The organism is Kitasatospora sp. NPDC056800 (assembly GCF_042789775.1).
In the GTDB taxonomy this organism is placed as follows: Bacteria; Actinomycetota; Actinomycetes; order Streptomycetales; family Streptomycetaceae; genus Kitasatospora.
In genome coordinates this window covers 39280-63448 of record NZ_JBHUAL010000023.1, presented here as the reverse complement: position 1 = coordinate 63448, position 24169 = coordinate 39280, and the positions used below count along the sequence as shown (strand labels likewise).

At 74.4% G+C, this 24169-nt stretch carries 21 protein-coding genes; 11 read left to right on the top strand and 10 right to left on the bottom strand.

The features are described 5' to 3' along the window. Positions 1 to 56: 56 nt before the first annotated feature. A complete protein-coding gene (locus ACFRQN_RS08235; protein ID WP_049650160.1) occupies positions 57 to 740 on the bottom strand; it encodes a LytR C-terminal domain-containing protein in 684 nt (227 codons plus the stop codon). A 271-nt stretch (positions 741 to 1011) separates the two neighbouring features. Next, the gene (locus ACFRQN_RS08230) at positions 1012 to 1308 is read right to left on the bottom strand and encodes a type II toxin-antitoxin system VapB family antitoxin (protein ID WP_030061387.1); all 297 of its coding nucleotides are present in this window, start codon (positions 1306 to 1308) and stop codon (positions 1012 to 1014) included. Between the two features lie 192 nt (positions 1309 to 1500). On the opposite strand from ACFRQN_RS08230, the gene ACFRQN_RS08225 reads away from it, so the two are divergent. Further along, positions 1501 to 3081: a helicase HerA-like domain-containing protein gene (locus ACFRQN_RS08225; protein ID WP_074001822.1), complete on the top strand. Its 1581-nt coding sequence runs from the start codon at positions 1501 to 1503 to the stop codon at positions 3079 to 3081. Positions 3082 to 3109: 28 nt separating this feature from the next. On the opposite strand, the gene ACFRQN_RS08220 is transcribed toward ACFRQN_RS08225, so the two are convergent. After that, positions 3110 to 4276: a hypothetical protein gene (locus ACFRQN_RS08220; RefSeq protein WP_380739175.1), complete on the bottom strand. Its 1167-nt coding sequence runs from the start codon at positions 4274 to 4276 to the stop codon at positions 3110 to 3112. 115 nt (positions 4277 to 4391) lie between these two features. After that, positions 4392 to 5051: a rhomboid family intramembrane serine protease gene (locus ACFRQN_RS08215; RefSeq protein WP_380739173.1), complete on the bottom strand. Its 660-nt coding sequence runs from the start codon at positions 5049 to 5051 to the stop codon at positions 4392 to 4394. A gap of 99 nt (positions 5052 to 5150) precedes the next feature. Between ACFRQN_RS08215 and ACFRQN_RS08210 the strand changes: the two genes are divergently transcribed. Both ACFRQN_RS08210 and ACFRQN_RS08205 read left to right on the top strand, forming a co-directional pair. Beyond that, complete coding sequence (locus ACFRQN_RS08210) at positions 5151 to 5669, top strand: YbhB/YbcL family Raf kinase inhibitor-like protein (RefSeq protein ID WP_380739171.1); 519 nt, start codon at positions 5151 to 5153, stop codon at positions 5667 to 5669. A gap of 14 nt (positions 5670 to 5683) precedes the next feature. Beyond that, on the top strand, positions 5684 to 6580 hold the full coding sequence (locus ACFRQN_RS08205; RefSeq protein WP_380739169.1) for a hypothetical protein: 897 nt from the start codon (positions 5684 to 5686) through the stop codon (positions 6578 to 6580). 23 nt (positions 6581 to 6603) lie between these two features. On the opposite strand, the gene ACFRQN_RS08200 is transcribed toward ACFRQN_RS08205, so the two are convergent. Beyond that, positions 6604 to 7602, bottom strand: coding sequence for a helix-turn-helix transcriptional regulator (locus ACFRQN_RS08200; protein ID WP_380739167.1), 999 nt, complete (start codon positions 7600 to 7602; stop codon positions 6604 to 6606). Positions 7603 to 7731: 129 nt separating this feature from the next. On the opposite strand from ACFRQN_RS08200, the gene ACFRQN_RS08195 reads away from it, so the two are divergent. Beyond that, positions 7732 to 9240: an MFS transporter gene (locus ACFRQN_RS08195; RefSeq protein ID WP_375876733.1), complete on the top strand. Its 1509-nt coding sequence runs from the start codon at positions 7732 to 7734 to the stop codon at positions 9238 to 9240. 108 nt (positions 9241 to 9348) lie between these two features. Here ACFRQN_RS08195 and ACFRQN_RS08190 read toward each other — a convergent pair whose 3' ends face one another. Further along, positions 9349 to 9993 carry an HhH-GPD-type base excision DNA repair protein gene (locus tag ACFRQN_RS08190; protein WP_074001818.1) on the bottom strand — a complete coding sequence of 215 codons (645 nt, stop codon included), beginning with the start codon at positions 9991 to 9993 and terminating at the stop codon, positions 9349 to 9351. Between the two features lie 412 nt (positions 9994 to 10405). Here ACFRQN_RS08190 and ACFRQN_RS08185 point away from each other — a divergent pair, with 412 nt between their 5' ends. From ACFRQN_RS08185 to ACFRQN_RS08175, 3 genes are all read left to right on the top strand, one after another. Further along, positions 10406 to 12910 (top strand): germacradienol/geosmin synthase, encoded by a 2505-nt coding sequence (locus ACFRQN_RS08185; RefSeq protein ID WP_380739163.1) that lies wholly within the window; start codon positions 10406 to 10408, stop codon positions 12908 to 12910. A 128-nt stretch (positions 12911 to 13038) separates the two neighbouring features. Next, on the top strand, positions 13039 to 13836 hold the full coding sequence (locus ACFRQN_RS08180) for a VOC family protein (RefSeq protein ID WP_380739161.1): 798 nt from the start codon (positions 13039 to 13041) through the stop codon (positions 13834 to 13836). 36 nt (positions 13837 to 13872) lie between these two features. After that, positions 13873 to 14376 (top strand): DinB family protein, encoded by a 504-nt coding sequence (locus ACFRQN_RS08175; RefSeq protein ID WP_049660190.1) that lies wholly within the window; start codon positions 13873 to 13875, stop codon positions 14374 to 14376. A 43-nt stretch (positions 14377 to 14419) separates the two neighbouring features. Here the strand turns inward: ACFRQN_RS08175 and ACFRQN_RS08170 are convergent, their stop codons facing one another. Continuing rightward, positions 14420 to 15115: an ArsR/SmtB family transcription factor gene (locus ACFRQN_RS08170; RefSeq protein WP_380739159.1), complete on the bottom strand. Its 696-nt coding sequence runs from the start codon at positions 15113 to 15115 to the stop codon at positions 14420 to 14422. Positions 15116 to 15278: 163 nt separating this feature from the next. Between ACFRQN_RS08170 and ACFRQN_RS08165 the strand changes: the two genes are divergently transcribed. Together ACFRQN_RS08165 and ACFRQN_RS08160 are read left to right on the top strand one after the other, a co-directional pair. Then, positions 15279 to 16766, top strand: a complete 1488-nt coding sequence (locus ACFRQN_RS08165) for a hypothetical protein (protein WP_380739157.1) — start codon at positions 15279 to 15281, stop codon at positions 16764 to 16766. After that, a complete protein-coding gene (locus ACFRQN_RS08160; protein WP_380739155.1) occupies positions 16763 to 17536 on the top strand; it encodes an isocitrate lyase/phosphoenolpyruvate mutase family protein in 774 nt (257 codons plus the stop codon). Before ACFRQN_RS08165 ends, ACFRQN_RS08160 begins: the two co-directional genes overlap by 4 nt. Positions 17537 to 17614: 78 nt before the next feature. Here the strand turns inward: ACFRQN_RS08160 and ACFRQN_RS08155 are convergent, their stop codons facing one another. Then, positions 17615 to 18379, bottom strand: coding sequence for a TetR/AcrR family transcriptional regulator C-terminal domain-containing protein (locus tag ACFRQN_RS08155; RefSeq protein ID WP_380739153.1), 765 nt, complete (start codon positions 18377 to 18379; stop codon positions 17615 to 17617). Between the two features lie 310 nt (positions 18380 to 18689). On the opposite strand from ACFRQN_RS08155, the gene ACFRQN_RS08150 reads away from it, so the two are divergent. Next, a complete protein-coding gene (locus ACFRQN_RS08150) occupies positions 18690 to 20204 on the top strand; it encodes an MFS transporter (RefSeq protein WP_380739151.1) in 1515 nt (504 codons plus the stop codon). 143 nt (positions 20205 to 20347) lie between these two features. Beyond that, the gene (locus tag ACFRQN_RS08145) at positions 20348 to 21064 is read left to right on the top strand and encodes a helix-turn-helix domain-containing protein (protein WP_380739149.1); all 717 of its coding nucleotides are present in this window, start codon (positions 20348 to 20350) and stop codon (positions 21062 to 21064) included. Here ACFRQN_RS08145 and ACFRQN_RS08140 read toward each other — a convergent pair. Together ACFRQN_RS08140 and ACFRQN_RS08135 are read right to left on the bottom strand one after the other, a co-directional pair. Further along, the gene (locus ACFRQN_RS08140) at positions 21061 to 21474 is read right to left on the bottom strand and encodes a VOC family protein (protein WP_375876723.1); all 414 of its coding nucleotides are present in this window, start codon (positions 21472 to 21474) and stop codon (positions 21061 to 21063) included. The genes ACFRQN_RS08145 and ACFRQN_RS08140 overlap by 4 nt on opposite strands. Positions 21475 to 21544: 70 nt before the next feature. Then, entirely contained in the window at positions 21545 to 24001 is a 2457-nt protein-coding gene (locus ACFRQN_RS08135) for a helicase C-terminal domain-containing protein (RefSeq protein WP_380739146.1), read from the bottom strand. Positions 24002 to 24169: the final 168 nt, after the last annotated feature.

Sequence of the window (24169 nt, the reverse complement as noted above, 5' to 3'; positions counted from 1 at the left end):
GCGTCTGCCGGGGGCTCTCGGTGTTCGGTGGTGCCGCGCGTCCGGTCGGTGCCGCCTCAGCAGCTGCCGGTGGCGGTCGGGGCGGGGGAGGGCTTGGTGGCCAGCGCGAGGGCGGCGGCCGCCTGGGTCTCGTCGAGCAGGGCGTTGTAGCTGTCGCCGATCACGAAGTCCACGGTGGTGTCGGTGCGGGCGTCGGCGGTGACGGCGGCCCCGGCGATCTGCGAGCCGACCAGGGTGCCCGCGCCGGCGCCGGCCGGACCGGCGATCACCTGGGCGGTGCCGGGCACCTTCTTGTCCAGCTCGGCCGGGGCGTTGCCGACCTTGCCGATGACGAAGCCGCGCTTCTTGAACTCCTCGGCCGTCCGGCCGGCCAGCCCGGCCTTGGTGGTGGCGTTGTAGACGTTCACGGTGACGGCGGAGGCCTGCGGGACGGCGTGCGGGTCGCCCTGCGCGGCGGCGGGCGCACCGGAGGCGGCGGGGGTGCCCGGGGCGGCCCCCGGCGTCGGGGCGGCCAGCGGCTTGCCGGACGGGTCCGCGCAGGCCTGGGCCGAGGCGTTCTTGTTCCTGCCGGTGAAGATGTCGTACAGCTGCACGCCGCCGAGCGCGACCAGGGCCAGGGCGAGCAGGCCGGCGAGTGCGGCGATCACCTTGCGGCTCTTCTTCGGAGGCCGGCCCAGGCGCGGGTAGGTGTTGCCGGTGACGCGGTACTGCTTCCCCTTGAGGCCTTGGGGAGTCAACATGCTCACGGTTTGTCTCCCCCTCGTACCAGGGCGGGGTCGGGATGACGGATCGGCCGGGTGGGGGCTTCCCCCGGTGCGGGCGGAATCCCCTGGTCGCGGCCGTAGTCAGCAGCGTAGTGCCGGACAGCCTCGAAGGTACTAAACGATCATCATCTGGCGTACCCCGGTACCCGAAAGGGGGTACCGGGGTACGCGCGGACCGCCCTCCGCCGGGTGGCGAGGGGGCGGTCCGGAAAGCCCGTGGGGGTCCGACGGCCCGGTCGGGGGTCCGTCACTCCATTTCGAGGACGCGGGCGTGCAGCACCTGGCGCTGCTGCAACGCCGCCCGGACGGCCCGGTGCAGGCCGTCCTCCAGGTAGAGGTCGCCGTGCCACTTCACCACGTGGGCGAAGAGGTCCCCGTAGAACGTCGAGTCCTCGGCCAGGAGGGTTTCGAGGTCGAGTTGGCCCTTGGTGGTCACCAGCTGGTCGAGTCGCACCGGGCGCGGGGCGACGTCAGCCCACTGGCGGGTGCTCGTCCGGCCGTGATCCGGGTACGGCCGCCCATTGCCGATGCGCTTGAAGATCACACGGAAAGCCTACCGTTCGGACGGCGGATGGCGCAGCAGCCGAGGCTCCGCCACGCGCGCCGGTGTGAACTGCGCATGGACGAATGCCGCTGTTTGATGGGAAATGTCGCGAACATCGCCCGGTGCCGATCGGGTTCCGTGCCGATGCCGAAGCGTTCCGAAGCGTTCCGATCCGCTCAGGAGTGTTCACCGATGGACTCCGACCTCACCCCGCAGGCCGTCCGGGAGATCGCCGCCGGGTACGCCTTCACCGGCCCTGCCCTCGACCTCGGCGCGGTGCTGCTGGACGGCACCGCGTACCCGGACGCCCAGGTGCGCATCCCGCTGGGCGTGCTCAACCGGCACGGGCTGGTCGCCGGGGCCACCGGCACCGGCAAGACCAAGACCCTCCAGCTGATCGCCGAACAGCTCTCCGCGCAGGGCGTGCCGGTGTTCCTGGCCGACATCAAGGGGGACGTCTCCGGTGTCGCCGCGCCCGGGACGCCGAGCGAGCGGACCGGTGCCCGGGCCGCCGAGGTGGGGCAGCAGTGGGAGCCGCGCGGCTGCCCCGCCGAGTTCTACGCGCTCGGCGGGCAGGGCGCGGGCATCCCGATCCGGGCCACCGTCACCAGCTTCGGGCCGCTGCTGCTGGCCAAGGTGCTCGACCTGAACGAGACCCAGGAGTCCTCGCTCACCCTGGTGTTCCACTACGCCGACGCCAAGGGCCTGGAGCTCTACGACCTCAAGGACCTCACCGCGGTGATCGCCTTCCTCGCCTCGCCCGAGGGCAAGGAGGAGCTGCGGACCATCGGCGGGCTCTCGGCGGCCACCGCCGGGGTGATCCTGCGGGCGCTCACCGTGCTGGAGAACGAGGGCGCCGGGGCGTTCTTCGGCGAGCCCGAGTTCGACACCGCCGAACTGCTGCGGACGGCTCCGGACGGCCGGGGCGTGGTCTCGGTGCTGGAACTGCCCGCCGTACAGGACCGGCCGCGGCTGTTCTCCACCTTCCTGATGTGGCTGCTCGCCGACCTCTACCAGGAGCTGCCCGAGGTGGGCGACCCGGACAAGCCCAAGCTGGTGTTCTTCTTCGACGAGGCGCACCTGCTGTTCAAGGGCGCCTCCAAGGCCTTCCTGGAGGCGATCACCCAGACCGTGCGGCTGATCCGCTCCAAGGGCGTCGGCATCTTCTTCGTGACCCAGACGCCGCGGGACGTCCCGTCCGACGTGCTGGCGCAGTTGGGCAACCGGGTGCAGCACGCGCTGCGCGCCTTCACCCCCGACGACGCCAAGGCGCTGAAGGCCACCGTCTCGACCTTCCCGCGCTCCTCGTACGACCTCGGCGCGGTGCTGACCTCGCTGGGCACCGGCGAGGCCGTGGTCACCGTCCTCTCCGAGAAGGGCGCGCCGACCCCGGTCGCGGCGACCAGGCTGCGGGCGCCGCAGTCGCTGATGGGGCCGATCGAGGCGGCGGACCTGCGGGCGGTGGTGGACGCCTCGCCGCTGACGGCGCGCTACCGGGACGCGATCGACCGGGAGTCGGCGTACGAGAAGCTGGCGGCGCGCGCCCCCCGGCCGGAGGCGGCGCCGGCCGGGCCTCCCGCCTCGGCTCCTCCCGAGCCGGCGGCGCGGCGGGAGGAGCGGGAGGGGAAGGCGCGGGAGCAGGCGGGCGTGGGCGGGCTGCTCGGGTCGCTGCTGAACAACCCGAGCGTCAAGTCCTTCGCGCGCTCGGCCGGGAAGCAGCTCGGGCAGGAGATCTCGCGCAGCCTGTTCGGGACGTCCAAGCGGCGGCGGTGACCGGTTCCGGGGCGGGCGGCGGCCGGCCTCAGGCGGAGAGCGCGGCGCCGATCCGGTCCAGGGAGGACAGCCGCATCAGGCCGTAGTGGTAGAACTCGACCTCGGGGACGCCGAGTTCGCGCAGGGTGGCGATCTTGGCGGCGAGGTTCTCCGGGCCGTCGCAGTCGGAGGACATCGGGCGCAGGATCACCGCCATGGACTTCGGGTGGACGCCGTGCAGGGCGAAGGCGGCGAGCTTCTCCCGGACGGCCTCCGGGGTCTTCGCGTAGCCGAGGGTCTCGATCTGGTCGGCGGCCCCGGCGAGGGCGGGCAGGTCGATGCCGGCCAGCCAGCCGGTGCCCGGGCCGCCGCCGTCCATGAAGCTCAGCCGCATGCCGTGCCGGCGGGCCTGCTCGGAGAGGTCGGCGGCCAGCGCGGTGACGGTGGCGGCGGAGGCGTCCACGTAGGCGGCGAAGGCGCCGTCGGCGAGGGCGCTGAGGTCGGCGGGCCGGGCGGCGGCGGACTCGTCGGCCAGCCGGTGGCGCAGCTCGGCGCGGACCGCCTCGGCCACCTCCTCGGCCGGGACCCCGGCGGCGGTGGCGGCGGCGCGGCAGTGCGGGCAGAAGCAGACCCCGAGCAGGGCCTCGGCGGTCGGGCCCAGCTCCTCGAAGTAGCGCTCGTGGTGGTAGCCGTGGCGCAGCCCGTGGAAGTGCAGGGACTCGGCGCGGACCGCGTCCACGCCGTACCGGGCCAGCTCGGCCACCAGGGTCAGCGCGTACTCCCGGACCTCCGGGTTCGCCGGGCAGAGCTCGGTGAGGTGGCGGTCGCCGAAGGCGTTGGCCGGGGCGCAGTCGGGGTGGGCGAAGCCGAGCCGGTCGTTGTGGCAGAAGACCGTCCAGGCGTGCAGCTTCAGGCCGCGGCGGCGGGCCTCCTCGCCGGCCTCGGCGAAGGGGTCGCGGTCGCCGATCGCGGTGGACGGCGCCGGGGCCAGCCGGCGGCCCCGCCAGGCGGCCGGGTCGGGGCGGAAGTACGCCGCGCCCGGCTCCAGGTAGCGGACCACCCGGCGGGGGTTGTGCGGGAAGACGTCGCGGGCCTCGTGGTAGACGGAGGCGAGGGTGACGCCGCCGACCCCGGCGCGGTCGGTGAGGTTGCCGAAGAAGGTGTCAGCGCCCTCGTCGAGCAGGTCGGTGGCGAAGGCGAGGACGGACGACTCCACGGTGCGGCTCCGGAGCTGGGGGAGGGTGAGCCGTCCACGCTAGCCGCAGGGGTGGGATTGGTCTATACCTGATGGCCCGGGTGGGCTACCGGGCCGACGGCCGCCGGGCCGGGGGCTACAGGCCCAGGTCGTCCAGCTGCTTGAGCAGGGCGGATCCGGGGCTGTCCGGGGCGGCGGCGGGCTTCGGGGCCCGCTGCTCGGCCGGCCGGCTGCGGAGCAGGAAGGCGGCGGCCAGCCCGCCGATCAGTCCGCCCAGGTGGCCCAGCCAGCTGACGCCCGGGGTGACCGGCAGCACGCCGATCAGGATGGTCGAGTAGACCGCCGCGATGACGATGCCGACCGCCGCGTCCAGCACGTTGCGGTCCAGGACGCCGCGCAGCACCACGTAGCCGAGGTAGCCGTAGACCAGGCCGCTCGCGCCGGCCGTCACGGTGTTCGGGCTCTCCAGCAGCCAGACCAGCAGCCCGTCGGACATCGTGATCACCAGGCTGGCCAGCAGGAACTTCTTCATGCCCCGGTAGGCGGACAGGAAGCCGAGCAGGAACAGCGGCCAGGCATTGGCCGCGATGTGGTCCCAACCGAAGTGCAGGAACGGCGAGGTGAAGATCTCCGGCAGGTCGCCGATCCGCTCCGAGCGCAGGCCGAACCCCTGCGACAGCCCGTAGTCGTCCAGCCAGTTGACCACCTGGACGGACCAGATGACGGCCTGGAGGCCGAGCATGGTGAACAGCGCGTCGCGCGAGTCGGAGAGCAGACGGGTCATTCTGGAGGCCATGCCGTCGACTCTAGGGGCGGCGGGATCGCACACGCACCCGATTACGGCGAGCCGTTTAGAGTGACCTGTGTCATTCCGACCGTGAGAGGTGACCAGCCCATGAGCAAGCGCGCGCCGCTGCCGTACGAGTTCCTTCCGCAGGTGCCGTCCTTCCCGCTGAGCAGCGAGGACATCACCGAAGGCGGCACGCTGGGCCGGGAGTTCGTCCACGCCGACGGCAACCTCTCGCCGCAGCTGGCCTGGTCGGGCCTGCCGGAGGGCACCCGGAGCATCGCGGTCACCTGCTACGACCCGGACGCGCCGACCGGCTCCGGCTGGTGGCACTGGCTCGCCCTGAACCTGCCCGCCGACACCGCCGGCCTGCCGCGCGGCGCCGGCTCCTCGGACGCCGGCCTGCCCGGCGAGGCCTCCTTCCACGGCCGCAACGACTTCCCGGGCAACCGGTACGACGGCGCCGCCCCGCCGCCCGGCGCCCCGCACCGCTACGTCTTCGCGGTGCACGCGCTGGACGTGGAGAAGCTGGACGTCGCCGCCGACACCCCGCCGGCCCAGGTGGGCTTCAACCTCACCTTCCACACCCTGGGCCGGGCGCTGCTGACCGCCGAGTACGGGGTCTGAGCGGGGCCCGATCGATGTCGATACCGGTGTCCGACCGTCCGGTCGAGGTCTGGCGGCTGCCCGCGGAGGGCGTCCGGGCCGGCCACCGGGCCCTGACCTGGACGGTCGGGCCGCAGGGGGAGCTGGCCGTCCTGGTGGTGCCGGAGCGGTACGCGGCACCGGCCGGTTCGTGGCCGTGCGCCCGGCTGCCGTTCGACGGCGAGGTGGTGGTGCGCGGCCCGCGGGGCGAGTGGCGGGTGCCGCTCACCGGGGTCGGGGTCCCGCCGGACTTCCTGGCGCTGCTGCCGGGCGGCCGGGTGCTGCTGGTCGGAGGCAGGGCCGAGGAGTCGGCGGACGGCTGGGAGCGCAACGGCCAGGTCTTCGGGCCGGACGGACGGCTGACCCGGGAGCTGCAACTCGGCGACGACGTCCAGGCGTTGACCACCGACCGGGACGGCCGGATCTGGCTCGCCTTCGGGGACGAGGGCAACTACGGGGACAACCCGCTCGGCCAGTACGGCCTGCTCGGGCTGGACACCGCCGGACGGATCGTCTGGCGGCCGGACTTCGGGCAGCTGGGCGACCAGCCGCTGGAGGGCCTCGCCGCCGCCACTGAGGGACGGCGGGCCTGGCTGGCCTGGTACGGGGACAGGAGCCACCTCACCGGGATCGACCCGGACGGCGGCGAGCCCGTCGTCATGCGGCTGCCGGCCCGCCAGCCGGTGGGCTTCGCGATCGCCGGGGACCGGGCCGTGTTCCTCCAGCCCGGCGGCGAGCTGATCCGGTGCGAACGGGAGAGCCGGAAGGGCTGGCGGGAGGTGCGCCGCGAGCGGGTCGGCGTCCCCGGCGGCCTCGACCGGGGGTGCGCGCACGGCCGGGACGGGGTGCTCTGGTTCCGCTCCGGCAACGGCTGGTTCCGGGTCGAGGCCTAGGTTCCGGCCCTCGGGTCGCGGCCTCAGGAGCCGGCCCCCAGGGCGGGGCCCGGGGTCCGAGCCTCCGGGCCGGCCGCGTGGTGGGCGCGGTCGGCGAGCCGGCGCAGGTGCTCGCGCAGCGCCGGCGGCTCGTGCACCTCGAAGGGGCAGTCCAGCGACAGCAGCCGCATCGCCGTCCACTCCAGCGAGTCGGAACGGGAGCGGAGCCGGCAGCTGTGCCCGTCGATCGGCTCGACCTCGGAGTCGCCCGGCCGGAGGCTGTCGCGGACCCGCTCGGCCGGGGCGTGCACGGTGGCGACCACGGTGCCGCTCGGTGACGGGCGGCGCAGCTTGCCCGCCACGTACGCGGCGGCGTCCTCGGCGGGGAGCGGGCGCGGGGTGAAGCGGACGCCGGTGGCGGCCGGGCCGCTCAGCCGGTCGACCCGGAACAGCCGCCAGTCCGCGCGGTCCAGGTCGTAGCCGACCAGGTACCAGCGGCGGCCGACCGAGACCAGCCGCTCGGGCTCGACCTGCCGACTGGTCTCGGCGCCGTCGTACGCCCGGTAGCCGAAGCGCAGCCGCTCCCGGGCGGTGACGGCGCGGGCGAGCACGGTGAGGTCCTCCGGGTCGACGGTCGGGCCGTCCCCGGCGAGCAACGGCACGGTCGCGGAGTTGAGCGTCCCGACCTGGTGCCGCAGCCGGCCCGGCAGCACCTGGAGCAGTTTGCCGAGCGCCCGTACCGAGGCCTCCTCGATGCCGACCACGGCGTGCCCGGCCGCCGCGCGGAGCCCGACCGCGATGGCCACCGCCTCCTCGTCGTCCAGCAGCAGCGGGGGCATCGCGGTGCCCGCGACCAGCCGGTATCCGCCCTCCGCGCCCATGCTGGCCCGCACCGGGTAGCCGAGCTCGCGCAGCCGGTCGATGTCGCGCCGGATGGTGCGGGGGCTGACGCCGAGCCGTTCGGCGAGCTCGCTGCCGGGCCACTCGCGCGGGGTCTGGAGCAGCGAGAGGAGGTTCAACAGCCGGGCCGGGGTGTCGCTCATGTGCGCCTCTCGATGCTTCGCTCGCTCGTGCCGTCGCTCGTGCCGTCCAGAATGCCGGACCAACTGGGACAGATTCTGACCTAGATGCCCGCTACTGTCGTGGACGTGGAAAAGGTAGAGGAGTACGGAATGGGCACCGCGGCAGCGGAGCGCCGGAGGTGGATCGCGCTGACGATCGTGATGGTCGCCTCCTTCATGGACCTGGTGGACGTGACCATCGTCAACATCGCCATCCCGAGCATCCAGCAGGACACCGGCGCCTCGTTCAGCGCCGTCCAGTGGGTCACCGGGGGCTACGCGCTGGCCTTCGCGATCGGGCTGATCACCGGCGGCCGGCTGGGTGACATCCACGGCCGCAAGCGGGTGTTCCTGATCGGGATCGGCGGCTTCACGCTGGCCTCGGCGCTGTGCGGGCTGGCCTCCAGCCCGGAGATGCTGATCGCGACCCGGGTGCTCCAGGGCGGCACGGCCGCGCTGATGGTGCCGCAGGTGCTGTCGATCATCCACGCGACCTTCCCGGCGGAGGAGCGCGGCAAGGTGTTCGGCCTGTTCGGCGCGGTGGTCGGGCTGGGCGCGGTCTCCGGTCCGATGATCGGTGCGCTGCTCACCGAGTGGGACCTGTTCGGCCTGGCCTGGCGGCCGATCTTCCTGATCAACCTGCCGGTCGGCATCGCCGGACTGCTGCTGGGCCGCCGCTTCATCGACGAGTCCAAGGCCGACCAGGCGCTGAAGCTGGACCTGGTGGGCGTGGCGCTGGCCAGTCTCGGCCTGCTGATGCTGATCTACCCGCTGACGCACGGCCGGGAGGCCGGCTGGCCGCTGTGGGGCTACCTGTCGATGGCCGGGAGCCTGCCGGTGTTCGCGCTGTTCGTGGCGTACGAGAAGGTCAAGACGCGGCGGGACGGCTCGCCCCTGGTGGAGCTGGCGCTGTTCCGGGTGAAGTCCTTCGCGGCCGGGATCTGCGTGCAGCTGGCCTTCGGCGTGGCACTCGGCATCTACTTCCTGGTCTGGACCCTCTACATGCAGATCGGGCTGGGCTGGAGCCCGCTCAAGGCCGGCGCGACCGGCATCCCGTTCTCGATCGCGGTCTCCACGGCGGCCGGACTGTCGGTGCAGAAGCTGGTGCCGCGGTTCGGGCGGAAGGTGCTGCAGACCGGCGCGCTGGTGATGGCGGCGGGCGTGCTCGTCTACATCTGGGAGGCGGACCGGTACGGGACGACGATCACCGCCTGGCAGATGGCGCTGCCGCTGGTGGTGATGGGCCTCGGGATGGGGCTGATCGTCGCGCCGATCACCGACGCGGTGCTGGCCGAGGTGCCGCGTGAGCACGCCGGTTCGGCGTCCGGGCTGATCAACACCGTGCAGCAGGTGGGCAACGCGCTCGGGCTCGGCCTGGTGTCGGTGGCCTTCTTCGGGGCGATGGACGACGTGGTCGCGCCGGAGGCGGTCGGGACGGCGTTCGGCGGGGCCTTCGTGCACGCGATGTGGTGGGTCGCCGGGGTGCTGCTCGCGGTCTTCCTGCTGATGTTCGCGCTGCCGCGGCGGCGCAAGGCGCTCGGGGCCGTGGCCGGTTCCGGGGGCGCGGGTGGCTCCGCGGACGGTTCCACCGCGGAGCAGCAGGCACCCGTCGTGGCCTGACGGAGCGCTCCCGTTCACGGGCCCCGGTCGCGCGGCGCGGCCGGGGCCCGCGTCGCGCTCTGGGCGGGGCCGGCCCCGGTACGGCCGGCCGGGTGGGTCAGCCGGTGCTCAGCGCACCCCGGTCGGGGTGGGGGCGGCGGACGTGCGGGTGGTGGTGCGCGGTTTGGCGGCGGCCTTGGCCTCCTTCGCGGCGCGCTTCACCTCCTGCTTGAACTCCCGCACCAGGGTGAGCGATTCGGGGCCGGTGATGTCGGCCACCGAGCGGTGCGCGCCCTCCTCGCCGTACACCCCGGCCGCCTCGCGCCAGCCCTCCGGCCGTACCCCGTACTGCTTGCCGAGCAGGGCCAGGAAGATCTGCGACTTCTGCTTGCCGAAGCCGGGCAGGGCGTTGAGCCGGCTGAGCAGCTCCTTGCCGGTGCGGACGTTCTTCCACAGCGCGGCCGCGTCGCCGTCGTACTGCGCGACGAGGAACTGGCAGAGCTGCTGCACCCGTTTGGCCATCGCGGCCGGGTAGCGGTGGACCGCCGGTTTGGCGGAGAGGAGCGCGACGAATTCCTCCGGGTTGTAGGTGGCGATCTCGTGGGCGTCCAGGTCGTCGTGGCCGAGGCGCTGGGCGATGGTCAGCGGGCCGGTGAACGCCCACTCCATCGGGACCTGCTGGTCCAGCAGCATGCCGACGAGTGCGGCGAGCGCGCTGCGTCCGAGCAGTTCGTCGGCCTCGGGCTGCTGTGCGAGCCGGACGGTGACGTTCATGGGCTTGCCCTCCTCGGAGTTGACGTCGGGTCGGCGCCCAGTCTGGTGGAAGCGGCGTTGGCGTACGCGGTCAACACGCCCGTAGCCGGGGAAGTCTTGTCTGTTCAAGGCCTTGCCAGAGCTGCATTGTTCGTTGGCGGAGCGGTTGCCGGGGGTGCCGGCGGGGGCGCGAGGGATATTTTTTGCCCGCGCCTGTCGCATCCGCCGGGGGTCCCGGGGCGGGGGCGGTGCGGCGTCCGTGAGGCGGCGGGCGCGGGGGCGTGGGGGGTTGGGGAGGGCGCTCGGCCGGGTGGGTGGATCTGGACGGGGGGAACGAGTCATTTCATATGACTGTTTCTGTTGTGACGGTGCGGCGAGCTGACGGCGGGTCATTCTTGGTCCAATTCGACACGTCCAGAAAGGCCCGCCCGCCGTGACCCAGCCGTTCGAACTGCCGTCCTTCTACGTGCCGCACCCGGCACGCCTCAACCCGCATCTGGACGAGGCACGGGCCCACTCCACCGGCTGGGCCCGGGAGATGGGGATGCTGGAGGGGTCGGGGATCTGGGATCAGGCCGACCTGGAGGCCCACGACTACGGACTGCTCTGCGCGTACACCCACCCCGACGCCTCCGCCGAGGCGCTGTCCCTGGTCACCGACTGGTACGTGTGGGTCTTCTTCTTCGACGACCACTTCCTCGACATGTACAAGCGCACCAACGACCGCGGGGCGGGCAAGGCCCACCTCGACCGGCTGCCGCTGTTCATGCCGGCCGACCCGGCCGCCGAGCTGCCGGAACCGGAGAACCCGGTCGAGGCGGGCCTGGCCGACCTGTGGCGGCGCACCGTGCCGGTGATGGGTGAGGACTGGCGGATCCGGTTCGCCGCGAGCACCCGGAACCTGCTCAACGAGTCGCTGTGGGAGCTCGCCAACATCAACGAGGGCCGGGTGGCCAACCCGGTCGAGTACATCGAGATGCGCCGCAAGGTCGGCGGCGCGCCCTGGTCCGCGCAGCTGGTCGAGTACGCGGCCGGCGCCGAGGTGCCGAAGGAGGTGTCGGGTTCGCGGGCGCTGCGGGTGCTGATGGACGCCTTCTCCGACGGGGTGCACCTGCGCAACGACATCTTCTCGTACCAGCGGGAGGTGGAGGACGAGGGCGAGCTGAGCAACGGCATCCTGGTGCTGGAGCGGTTCCTGGAGTGCTCCACCCAGGAGGCCGCCGAGGCGGTCAACGACCTGCTCACCTCGCGGCTGCAGCAGTTCGAGAACACCGTGTTCACCGAACTGCCGGTGCTGTTCGCGGAGACCGGGCTGGACCCGGCGGGCCGTGCCCGGGTGATGGCGTACGTCAAGGGCCTCCAGGACTGGCAGTCCGGCGGGCACGAGTGGCACCTGCGCTCCAGCCGGTACATGAACGGCGGTGGGGCGGCGGCGAGTTCGTCCGGTTCGGCGGCCTCGGGCGGCGAGGTGGCGCCCGGCTCGGGCGGTGGGCTGCCGGGGCTGCCGGGTGGGCCCGGGGGCGGCAACTGGTGGGACCAGTACGCGATCGGCGGCATCGGGACCTCGGCGCTGGACATCCTGCGCAGCACGGCCGCTGGGGCTTCGGCGGCAGCGGCGGAGGCGGCCGCGGCGGAGGCGAGCCCGGCGGAGGCGAGCCCGGCGGGGGCGGCCGAGGGTGCGGCGGGCCCGGCCGTGCGGCGGGCGCGGTCGCACGGCCACGTGCCGCACCAGGCCGTCGGGCCGTCCCTGCTGCCCGAGTTCGAGCTGCCGTACGAGCTCCGGCTGAGCCCGCACCTGGACGGCGCCCGGGAGCGCGTGATCGAGTGGGCCGGGCGGATGGGGCTGCTGGCGGCGGAGCCGGGCGTCCCCGCATCCGGTATCTGGGACGCCGAGTCGATGCGCGACTACGACCTCCCGCTCTGCGCGGCCGGCCTCCACCCGGACGCCACCGCCGACCAACTCGACATCGCCTCCGCCTGGTTGGCCTGGGGCACCTGGGCCGACGACTACTACCCCCGGGCCTTCGGACGCACCCGCGACCTGGGCGGCGCCAAGGCCGCCAACGCGCGGCTGTCCCTGTTCATGCCGGTGGACGGCACCCCGGCGCCGGAGCCCGTCAACGCGCTGGAGCGCGGCCTCGCCGACATCTGGGAGCGCACCGCCGGCCCGATGGCCGTCGAGGCCAGGGGCCGGTTCCGGGTGGCCGTCGAGGTGATGCTGGACAGCTGGATCTGGGAGCTGGCCAACCAGATCCAGAACCGGATCCCGGACCCGGTGGACTACCTGGAGATGCGCCGCTCCACCTTCGGCTCCGAGCTCACCACGAGCCTCTCCCGCCTGGGCCACGGGCAGACCGTGCCGCAGGAGGTGTACGACCACGGCTCGATGCGCGCGCTGGAGAACTCCGCGATGGACTACGCGTGCATGATGAACGACCTCTTCTCGTACCAGAAGGAGGTCGAGTACGAGGGCGAGCTGCACAACGCCGTCCTGGTGGTGCAGAACTTCTTCGGCTGCGACTACCCGTCCGGGGTCCGGATCGTCGACGACCTGATGCACTCGCGGCTGGGCCAGTTCCAGCACGTCGCGCAGAAGGAACTCCCGGTCATGTACGAGGACTTCGGGCTGGAGCAGGCGGCCAGGGAACTGCTCGACGGGTACGTGGGGGAGCTGGAGAACTGGCTCGCGGGCATCCTCAACTGGCACGGGGGCTGCCTCCGGTACGGCACGGCCGACCTGGAGCGGCACTTCGGCGCCGAGCGGGACCTGGTGGAGGCCTCGCAGGCCCGTCGGGCGGCCACGGCGGCGGCCGCCGAGGCTCCGGCGGCGGGCACCGCCCCGGTGGTTCCGAGCGTGCCGGTGCCCTCGGCGCCCCCGGTGCCGCTCGGGCCGACCGGCCTGGGCACGGCCTCGCTGCGCCTGTCGGCGGGCGGCTGACCTCGGAGGTCCGCACCCGCGCGGGTTCCCGCCCGCGCGGGTGCGGCGCGTCGTGGCTAGGCTGACGAACCGGGGGCCGGCGTGCGCCCTCCCGGCGCGCGCGCTTCGCCACACACGAGGGCAGAGAGATGGCTGCGCTACCTGAGGGCACACCCTGTTGGGCCGACGCGATGTTCACCGACCTGGAGGGCGCCAAGGCCTTCTACGGCGACGTGCTGGGCTGGACCTTCGGCGAGAGCTCGTCGGAGTTCGGCAACTACACCCAGGCGTACTCGGACGGCAGGGCGGTCGCCGCGGTCGTGCCGCCGATGCCCGGCGCGGAGGCCCAGTCCGCCTGGTGCCTGTACCTGGCCTCGCCGGACGCCGGCGCCACCGCGGCGCGGATCCGCGCCAACGGCGGCGAGGTGGTCATGGGGCCGATGCAGGTCGGCGACTTCGGCACGCTGGTGATCGCCAGGGACCCGGGCGGCGTGGTGTTCGGCGTCTGGCAGGCCGGGCGGCACGAGGGCTTCGAGAAGCAGGGCGAGCCCGGCGCGTACAGCTGGGCCGAGGTGGTGACCCGCGAGCCCGCGAAGGCGGACGCCTTCTTCCCGGCGGTCTTCCCGTACGGCGTGCAGAAGATGGCGGGCGGGGACTTCGACTACCGGATGTTCCAGGTCGGCGGCCGGCCGGTGCTGGGCCGGATGGGAGCGGAGGGCGACTTCCTGCCGCCCGAGGCCCCCTCGTACATCAGCGTCTACTTCGCGGTGGACGACACCGACGCCGCGATCGGGCGGCTGACGGCGCGCGGCGGCACGGTGTACTTCGGGCCGATGGACAGCCCGTTCGGCCGGTTCGCGGCGGTCGGCGACCCGCAGGGCGCGGCCTTCGGGTTGATCGACCTCGACCGGCGGGTAGGGGAGCAGCCGGAGACGGAGGACGTCTGATGCGTCCGACGGGACGACGAGCGACAGGGGTGGCCGATGGGTGAGCGCGAGGAACTCGTCGAGACGCTGGACAAGCACCGCGGACTGCTGCGGCACACCGTACGGGACCTCACCGACGCGCAGGCGGCCGAGCGCACCACCGTCAGCGAGCTGAGCCTCGGCGGCCTGATCAAGCACGTGGCGGGGGTCGAGGCGCGCTGGGCGCGGTTCATCACCGGCGGTGCGGAGGCGATGCGGAGCGGGGACGCGGGCGCCGCCGACCCGGACGCCTGGGCGGCCCAGTTCCGGATGGCGGAGGGCGACACCCTGGCCGGGCTGCTCGCCGAGTACGAGCGGACGGCGCGCGGGACGGACGAGCTGGTCCGGAGCCTGCCCGACCTCGACGCCGCCCACGACCTGCCGCCCGCGCCCTGGTTCCCGCCGGGCACGGCCTGGTCGGCCCGGCGGGTGCTGCTGCACCTGATCGCCGAGACCGCGCAGCACGCCGGGCACGCGGACATCATCCGGGAGGCGCTGGACGGGGCGAAGTCGATGGGCTGAGCCGGAGCGGCGCCGTTGAGCGGGGGCGGCGCCGGGGCGGCCCTCAGGGCAGCTCCACGCCGAGGAGTTCGCGCAGCGCCCGGCCGCCGTCCGGGGTGACCCGGAGGGCCCGGCCGGAGCCGATCCGCTCCACCCAGGCGCGGTCCAGGGCGGCCCGGCAGAGGGCCGCGCCCAGCGCCCCGCCCAGGTGGCCGCGGCGTTCCGTCCAGTCCAGGCAGCTGCGCACCACCGGGCGTCCGCCGCGGCGGCCCGCGCCCGGCGGCAGCTCGATCGCCTGCGCGGCCAGCCAGTCCCGGCCGCGTCCGGTGAGGGCCAGCCCGTCCTCCTCGGTGACCAGGCCGCGTGCGAACAGCGCGTCCGACACGGCCACGCCGAGGCGTCCGGCCAGGTGGTCGTAGCAGGTGCGGGCGCGGGCCTCGGCGCTCAGCCGGGTGGCCTCGGTCAGGTTGCGGGGCGCGGTCGCGGGGCCGGGAGCGGACTCCGCGAAGACGGTGAGGTCCTCGATCAGCGTGGCCACCGCGGGCGTGGCCAGCCGGACGTACCGGTGCCGGCCCTGCCGCTCCTCGGCCAGCAGCCCGCCCGCGATCAGCCGGGACAGGTGCTCGCTGGCCGTGGACGGTGCGACGCGCGCGTGCCGGGCCAGCTCACCGGCCGTCCAGGCGCGGCCGTCGAGCAGGGCGGAGCAGATGGCGGCCCGGGTGGGGTCGGCGAGCAGGGCGGCGAGGGCGGCGAGCGTCATGCCTCCATGGTCGGGGCACGGCGGTGCGTGGATGCCCTGGTGCGGGGGACGGGGCGGTCGCGGCGGCGGGGCCGCGTGGGGGAGCGGAGCCGGGGACATGCCTCCAGGGTCGCCCCGGCACGGTTCGGCCGGGGCCGAAACGACCCGGGGCCACGATGACGGCATGAGCGAAACCACGGTGGTCCCCGGGGCGGCGACCACGACCTTCTCCCGCTACGACGATGTGAGGGCGGCCCTGGCCGATCCCGCGCTGGTGCCGCTGCCCGCGGCGGCCCCCGCGCCTGGTGTGCCGGGCGGCGCCCCCGGCACGGTGGCCTGGCTGCGGTCCGCCGTCGCCCGGTTCAGCTCCGGGGAACCGCACGCCCGGCGCCGGGCGCTGGTGCTGGCCGACCTGGAGCGGCTGGACCCGGACCGGCTGCGGGTGGCCGCGGCCGGCGGCTTCGAGTCCGACATCCGGCTGCGGGTCGTCCGGGTGCTCGCGGCGGAGCTCGGCCTGGCCGACCCGGAGGCCGTGGCGCGGGACGTCGCGACGGTGTCCCGGGCGTACTTCACCGACGCGCCGACCTGTTCGGCGGTGGACGGCCCGGTGGCGGGCACGTCGTTGGACCCGGTGGTGGACGGCGCGTCGGCCGACCCGGCGGCGGATGCGGCGGTGGCCCGGCTGCTGCCCGCGATGGGGGACCGGGACGAGGAGACCGCCGCGAACCGGATCGGCCTGCTCGTCCAGGCCTGCGACGCCACCGCCGCGCTGGTCGAGGGCGCCCGCCGGCACGGGGACGGGTTGGCCGGCGTGCTGCGCACGGACCCGCCGGTCCGGACGATGCGGCGGATCGCCGTCCGGGCGACCGAGGTCGGCGGGGTCGCGGTGCCGGTCGGGACGCGGGTCCTGCTCGACATCGCCGCCGCCCAGGCCGGGGCGCCGGCCGGGGTCGCGCTCACCTTCGGTGCCCCGCCCCGGAGTTGCCCGGGCCGCTCGCAGGCCCTGGTGCTCGCCGAGGGCATCCTGTACGGCGCCTCCGACCCGGCGGACACCGGGACGCCGCCGTCGACCCCGGACCTCGACAAGGCCGAACTCGCCGCCCTGGTCCCGGAGATGGTCACGTACGTGCTCGCCCTGGCGGTCGGCTGGACGGCCTGGGACGGCCGTCCGATCGTCAACACCGACGGCCGAACCTACGCGCCGCACAAGGCCGTTCGCCGCATCACCGACCATCTCGTCGACCACCTCGCCGAGGTGGAGGCCCGGCTGGTCGGCGAACCGACCGAGCCCGACCACTGGCACGCCTCCAACGCCACCACCCCGGCCGACCTGGCCCCGTTCACCACCGCCGACCTGGACGAGGCCCGGAGCCGGCTGACCCGGTTGGCCGGGATCTGGTCCCGGCGGGTCGCCGCGCTGCCGGACGAACGGCTGGACGACTCCCCGGGGACGGGCTGGAGCTTCCGGCAGATCGTCTGCCACGTCTCCGAGGCCGGGTACTACTACGCGGACTCGGTCGGGAGCCTGGCGGGTGCGAGGGGCGGCGCCGCGGATCCGGCGTGGGTGGCCGACGGCCCGGCGTGTGTGACCGACAGCCCGACGTGTGCGACCGACAGTCCGGCGGACCCGACCGGACACCGTGCGAACGAGCCGATGGAGACGACCCGATGACCCCCTTCGCCGCCCTGCACCACCGCCCCGGGCGCCCGCTGCTGCTCCCCAACGCCTGGGACCACGCCTCGGCCGTCGCCCTCGCCGCCCAGGGCCACCCCGCGATCGGCACCACCAGCCTGGGTGTGGCGGCCGTCGCCGGCCTCCCCGACGGTGCCGCCGCCACCCGCGCGGAGACCGTACGGCTGGCGCGCCGGCTCGGGCGCGGCGGCTTCCTGCTCAGCGTCGACGCGGAGTCCGGGTTCAGCGACGACCCGGACGAAGTCGCCGAGCTGGCCGTGGAGTTGGCCGAGGCCGGCGCGGTCGGCATCAACCTGGAGGACGGCCGGGCGGACGGCACGCTGGCCCCGTCCGCCCGCCACGCCGCGAAGATCGCCGCGGTGAAGGCGGCCGCCCCGGAGCTGTTCGTCAACGCCCGTACCGACACCTACTGGTGCGGGCAGGACGCCCCCGAGGCGGAGACGCTCCGCCGCCTGGACGCCTACCAACAGGCGGGCGCGGACGGCGTGTTCGTCCCCGGGCTGACCGGTCCGGCGGCGATCGGCCGGCTGGTCGGCGCGCTCGCCGTCCCGCTCAACATCCTCTGGACGCCGACCGGCCCGGGCCTCGCCGAGCTGGCCGCGCTCGGGGTGGCCCGGGTCAGCCTCGGGTCGCTGCTGTACCGCGCGGCACTGGCGGCGGCGGTGGCCACGGCGGCGGCCGTCGCGGCGGGGGAGCCGGTCGGTCCGGTGCCGGGGTACGCGGAGGTGCAGGCGCTCAGCGGGAGCTGAGCCGCGCGGTCGGGGCGGCGCTGGGCCGTGCGGCCGGGCGGGAGGCGGCACGTCGGGCGGGGGCGGCTCCCCGGGGGCTCAGTGCTGTCTGCGGGCCGTCCTGGCCGCTTCGATCCCGTCCAGGATGACGTTGACGCCCCGGGCGAAGGTGCTGTCCCGGCCTCCGGCGACCTCGTCCGGAACCGAGGTGGTGTACAGCCGGTGCAGCCGCGGGAAGTCCTTGGTGGCCTCCGTGACGACGGGCAGCAGCCGGTTCATCCACTCCTGCTCGTCCTGGCCGCTGCGGGCCAGCGCGGCCAGCCAGGCGGCCTCCACGCAGGCGGTCCCGATGGTGTAGCCCATGACCGCGTTCATCGCGTCGTTCGCCTCGACGATCTCGAAGCCGGCCGCCTCCAGGACGTCCAGCAGGGCTTCGGAGAGCCGCATCCAGTTGGGGCCGAGGTAGATCATCCCGACGTCTCCGATCACCCCGACCATCCACGGGTGGCGGATGATGGCCGTGCGCATGCTCTCGGCGCACTCCGCGATCTTCGCGCGCCAGACCTTCGGCTCCTCGGACCCCTCGGCCGAGGGGTGCGGGAGGGTGCCGAAGACCTGGTCGACGACCAGGGCGAGCAGCTCGTCCTTGTTGGCGACGTGGGTATAGAGCGAGGTGGCGCCGGCGTTCAGCCGGGCGGCGAGCTTGCGCATGCTCAGCGCCTCGATGCCGCCGGAGTCCAGCAGCGCGAAGGCCTCGGCGACGATCTGTTCGCGGCTGAGGGCGGGCTGTTCCCGCCGTCGCTCGGGGCGGTTCCACGGCATGGGGATGCCCGGGGTCGCGCCGTCCTCTGTCCTGGCCGCCATCGGGCCCTCCTCACCAATCGTCCGGATCCGGTCCGGTTCGGCGCCGCTCGCCACGGGTTGATGCGAACAGTGTACGGGGAGACGAACAGCGTGCGGAGATCGAACGGTGTGCGGCGTTGCGAACAGTGTGCGGTATCCGTACAGTGTTCGGAGCGGCGCACACCGTTCCCCTGGGGACGGAGGACGGTGTGCCCGCGACGACTTCCGCGCGGCTCCGGCGTCACAGCCCGGCCCGCGCGCCCGTTCCGACGCTCGACGCCCGAGCTCGGAACCCGACGCTCGAAGCCCGAAGTTCGAAGGGGGAAACGCCGTGGAACGTCATCCGCAGCGCTGGCTCATCCTGGTCGTGCTCTGTCTCAGCAGCCTGGTGCTGGTGATCGACAACATGGTGCTCACGGTGTCCATCCCGCCGATCGCGGAGGACCTCAAGGCCGGGGCGCAGGACATCCAGTGGATCATCGACTCGTACATCCTGGTCTTCGCCGGCCTGCTGCTCACCTCCGGCAGCCTCTCCGACCGCTTCGGACGGCGGAAGGTGATGATCGTCGGGCTGGCGCTGTTCGGCGCCGCCTCACTGGTCGCGGCGTACGCCGGCAGCCCCGGTGAGCTGATAGCCGGGCGCGTCCTGATGGGCGTCGGCGGCGCGCTGGTCATGCCGAGCACGCTCTCCATCCTGATCACCGTCTTCGACGACGAGGAGCGCCCGAAGGCGATCGCCGCGTGGACCGCGGTGGCCATGGTCGGCCTGGTCGGCGGTCCGGTGCTGGGCGGCGCGCTGATCGCGCACTTCTGGTGGGGCGCGGTCTTCCTGCTCAACGTGCCGATCGCGGCCGTCGCCATCGTCGCCGCGATGCTGCTGATGCCGGAGTCCAAGGGACCGTGGCGCCGCCCCGACCTGCTCGGCATGGTGCTGTCGATGGTCGGCATGACGGCGCTGGTGTGGTCGATCATCGTGCTGCCCCAGGACGGCTTCACCAGCGTGAGCACCCTCGGCGCACTCGCCCTCGCGGTGGCCTCGCTGGTCGGCTTCGCCGTCCGGCAGGTCCGCACCGACTCGCCGATGGTCCCGATCAAGCTGTTCCGCAACCGGGTCTTCACCGGCGCCAGCTTCTCGCTCATCCTGCTGACCTTCGCGACCGGCGGGCTGATGCTGGTCCTCACCCAGTACCTCCAGTTCGTGCTGGAGTTCTCGCCCACCGACACCGGCCTCGCCTTCATCCCGCTGGCCATCGCCTCGCTGGTGTTCAACGCGCTGGGTGCGGTGCTCGGCAAGAAGGTCCCGGCGCGGGTGTTCACCTCGATCGGCATGCTGATCATCGCGGGCGGCTTCGGACTGCTCGCCACCCTCTCGGTCGGCGACGGCTTCACCAAGGTCTCCCTGGCCATGCTGGTGCTCGGCATCGGCTCCGGCCTCGCCATGCCGGCCGCCTCCAACGCGCTGATGAGCGCCATCCCCAGTGAGCACGCCGGCGTCGGCTCCGCGCTCAACGACACCATCCAGCAGTCCGGTGCGGCGCTCGGCGTGGCCATCCTCGGCACCGTGCTCTCCAGCACCTACACCGGCGCGATGCCCGTGGCCGCCCCCGCCGCCGCCCGCCACGACATCACCGGCGCGCTCGCGGTGGCCGGCTCCACCGGGGACGGCGGCCTGGTCGCGGCCGCCCGGGAGGCGTTCAACACCGCCACCTCCACCACCTTCACGGCGGGCGGCATCGCGGTCGTCGCGGCGGCGGCGCTCACCCTGGTGCTGATGCGCGACGGCCGGAAGACCGCCGGTGCGGGGGCCGAGCCCTCGGCGGTGCCGGAGGCCGAGCCGGTCGCCTGACCGGCCCTTCTCCCCGGGCAGATCGCCCCGGCCGCCTCGTGCGGCCGGGGCCGTCGGCGTCCGCCCGCCGTCCTGCCGCCCTCCTGTCGCTGTCCTGCTGCCGTCCGCCCGCCGGGTCCCTGCGGGGCGCGTAGCCTCGGATCATGGAACCGTCCGCCTCGTACCAGGAACGCGCGTGCCGGCTGCCCGGCGCGGTCCTGTGGACGAAGCCGGCCCTCGGGCGTACGGGCGGGCATGCGAGTGCCGGGCTCGTCCTGCCCGACGGCTGCATGGACCTGCTGTGGACGGAGGGCCGGCTGCTGGTCGCCGGACCGGACACCCGTGCCTTCCACCCCGGCCCCGGACTGCGCGGCCCCTGGGCGGGCGTACGCTTCCGGCCCGGCGCCGCTCCCGCCCTGCTCGGCGTCCCCGCACACGAACTACGGGACCGCCGCGTCGAGTTGGCCGACCTGCGGCCCGCCGCCGAGGTCCGGCGGCTGACCGAAGGCATCGACGCGGCCCCCGACCCGGCCGCCGCCCTGGAGGCCCTGGCCCTGCGGCTGGCCGCCGACGCCCAGCCCGAGGACCGCCTGATCCGCGCCGTGGCCGCCTCGCTCGCCGCCGGCCGCTCCGTCGCCGCGACGGCCGAAACGGTCGGCCTCGGCGCCCGCCAACTGCACCGCCGCTCCCTGGCCGCCTTCGGCTACGGGCCCAAGACCCTCGCCCGGATCCTGCGCCTCCAGCGCGCCCTGGCCCTCGCCCGCTCCGGCGTCCCGCAGGCCGAGACGGCGGCCCGGACCGGCTACGCGGACCAGGCCCACCTGGCCCGCGACGTACGGGAGTTGGCGGGCCTGCCGCTGACCGCGCTGCTCTCCTCCTAGGGCCTGTCCTCGAGCGGCGCGAGCAGGTCCACCCCGTTGCCGTCCGGATCGTGCACCACGGCGTACCGCTGCCCCCAGAAGGCGTCCCACGGCTCCAACTCCCCGTGGTACCCGGCGCCGGTCAACTCCCCGTACACCGCGTCCACCTGCGCGGGACTCGCGCAGCGGAACGCCAGCGCGGACCGGCCACCGCCGCTCGGCGGCCGCCAGGCGGGATGGAACGACCGGATGGTGGCCTCGGAATCGAGCACCAGAAGCGGCCCGCCCGGCACCTCGCCCTCGACGTGCGGCTCCCCCTCCGCCCCCTCGGGAAACCCCACCCCCAGCCGCCGGTAGAAGCCGACCGAGGCGGCCACATCCGCAACGGCCAGCCCGACGAACGCGAACTGCGGTACACCTGTGCTGTTCATGCCCCCACGCTAGGCACCCCCGCCCCACCCGGTCTTGAACGAATCGGACACCGGCCGGCCGGGGGCCCGGCTACGAGGGCATCACCCCGTGGATGCGGGAGAGGGTGAAGACCCGTTCGGCGTCGCGCAGGTGGCACCAGGCGTGGAGGTAGGGCGCGTCGAGTTCGAGGCGGCTCAGGGTGCGGACGGTCGTGTTGCCCGAGGTGGCGGTGTACTCGACGGTGATCGGCTGCTTCTCGTTGACGGCGTGGGCCAGTTGGCGGACGTCGGTGAAGGACAGGTTGCGCGCGTGCCCGGCGATGATCTCCTCGGTGTCGCTGGCGTAGGGGCGGCCGTCGTCGGGGTCGGGCTCCGGAGCCTCCTCCGGGGCCGCCAGTAGCCGGGCGGCGACGGCTGCCAGGTCGGTGGCGGTCCGGGCGCCCGCGACGCGGACGGCCTTCCGCCGTGGGCCGGCGGGTCGGCGCGGGGTCGGGAGCGGGTTCGTTGCCCGGTGTCGCCGGGTCCGCTCGATGCGGACGGATCCGTCCTGCTCCTCGGCGACGGGGGCGTAGCCCGCCGACCGAAGGGCCGCGAGCGTCTCGTCCGGCGGGGTCCGGCTGATCAGCACCGTCGGTGCCAACTGCCGCAGGCCGAGCGGGGCGAGCCTGCGGTGGGCGGCCAGTTCGGCGAGGAGGGCGGGTTCCGCGCCGTGGATCACGCAGGCCGCGGAGACGACGCGCACCCGGCCGTGGCCGCGCGCGGTGTCGCGGATCAGGTACGCCAGCGGTTGTGGCAGCGGTTCCGTGGTGGTGGTGGTGGCGGCGGCGGTGGCGACGGCGACGGCGGCGAGGTCGGCCGTCAGCGTGTCGGCGGTGTGGCCGGCGTCGAGGGCGCGGCGGACGCTGTCCGGGCTGAACCGCCACACCGACGCCGTACCGGTGGCCTCCCGGTCGGCGACGGAGTCCAGCAGCGTGACGAGGGGCGTCGAGGGAGTGCCGGCGACCACGGCCGTGAGATCGCTGCCGAAGCGGGCGGACCCGGTGGAGGCGGGCAGCAGCCGTCGACAGGCGGCGGCCACCGCGTCCGGGCCGTCGGCGTCCAGGGCCGCCCCGAGCGGGGACAGGGCGCCGAGGGCGAGGACACCGAGCAGCTCCGATTCGCCGACCAGGGTGGCGAACGGGCTTGCGTCCTGGGCGAGTTGGTCGACGAGCGGACGCTGCCACGCGATCAGCGCCCCCAGGTCCGCCGGGTCGGTCGCCCCCTCACCCGCCGGGAGCCGCGCCGCGGAGGCGAGCAGTCCGTGCCGGGCCTGGACGCAGCCCCCGCGGGGCGGGGCTCCGGCGAGGGCGGGCAGCGCCTTCCCCTCCTCGTCGCGGCTCCCGCCGGGGGTCAGCGGCAGTGTCCACCAGGCGCGGAGGAGCACGGCGAGTCGGTCGGCGGGTTCCCCCTCCGCCCAGCCGTCGTAGGCCTCGGTCGCCGCGACCCGGTCGCCGTCCCGGGCCAGCAGCCCGGCCGCGGCGGCCGACTCCAGCGCGATGCGCACCACGGTGTCGTCGCACTTCGCGGCCTTGCCGAGCCGGGACAGCTCGCGGGCTCCGATCCCGCCGGACTTCAGCCGGGCCGGGGGAGCGGCGGCGCACGCCGCGAGGACGGAGGAGGCGTGGGCGGCGAACGCCATCGCCGCGGCGGCGGCCTCCCGGTCGACCGCCGATCCGGTGACGGGCCGCGTCCGGACCGCGGGCGGGACGGGCGTGAACGGGGCGTGCCAGCCGGTGCCGCGCAGCGCGAGGGCCACCTCCGAGGGCATCCGGGCGGGCCCGTACCAGCGCCCGTCCCGGATCAGCAACCCCCGTTCCAGCGCCCATCGTTCGCCCGGCCCGGGATCCGGCCGCGGGAGGCCGTACAGGATGCGGGCCGACCGCTCCGGCGCCTGCCGCGCACGTTGCTCCAGGAGTTTCCGGGCGGCCGCGGGGGCCTTGGCGACCAGCGCGGTGACCCGGTCCGGATCGCCGTGGTGGTCGGTCAGCGCGGCCAGCCGCTTCTGCTTGGTGCCCGTCGACGTGATGCCGACGGCGGCGAGCATGCGGCCCAGATCGGTGGAGGCCGTGTCAGCGAGCAGCCGTGCCAGTGGCGCGTCCAACCCGAGGGGTGCGGCCCACACCTGCCGCAGCGGCGCCGCCACGTGCAGCCGCCCGTCGCCGCCCGGCCACACCAGCGCGCGATCGGCCAACTCCCGCAGTACCGCTTCCAGTTGGTGAGCGCGCTCCCCGTCCGTCGCGTCGAGGAGGTTCGCCAGTACGTCCCGGGTGGCAGGCGCCAGTGCGGCGGCGCCCTCCGCCACCTGGAGCTCGGGCAGCGTGAGTCGGGGGATCGCCAGCGCGACCGAGGCCGGGCGCTGGAGCCGGTCCGCCAGTTCGCCGACCGATCGCGGCTCCGGCTCCACCGCGGCGTCCGGGCGCGAGGCCAGGACCCGTACGACCTGTTCCGCGTCGGCGCCGCGCAGCCACGCGACCAGGGTCGATCCACTTGTCTTGCCGATGGGGAACACCTCACCACAGAGGACGGACGCCGTCCCAGGTCGGAACCGGCCGGGGCTCAAGCATGGCAAACACGGTGTGCCGGCGGGCGGTTCGGGCCGCACGGCGAAGCGACCGGCGGGCGGTTCGGGAGACAGCGAGGGCCCGGGCCGCGGTCGGTGGTCGCGGTCCGGGCCCTC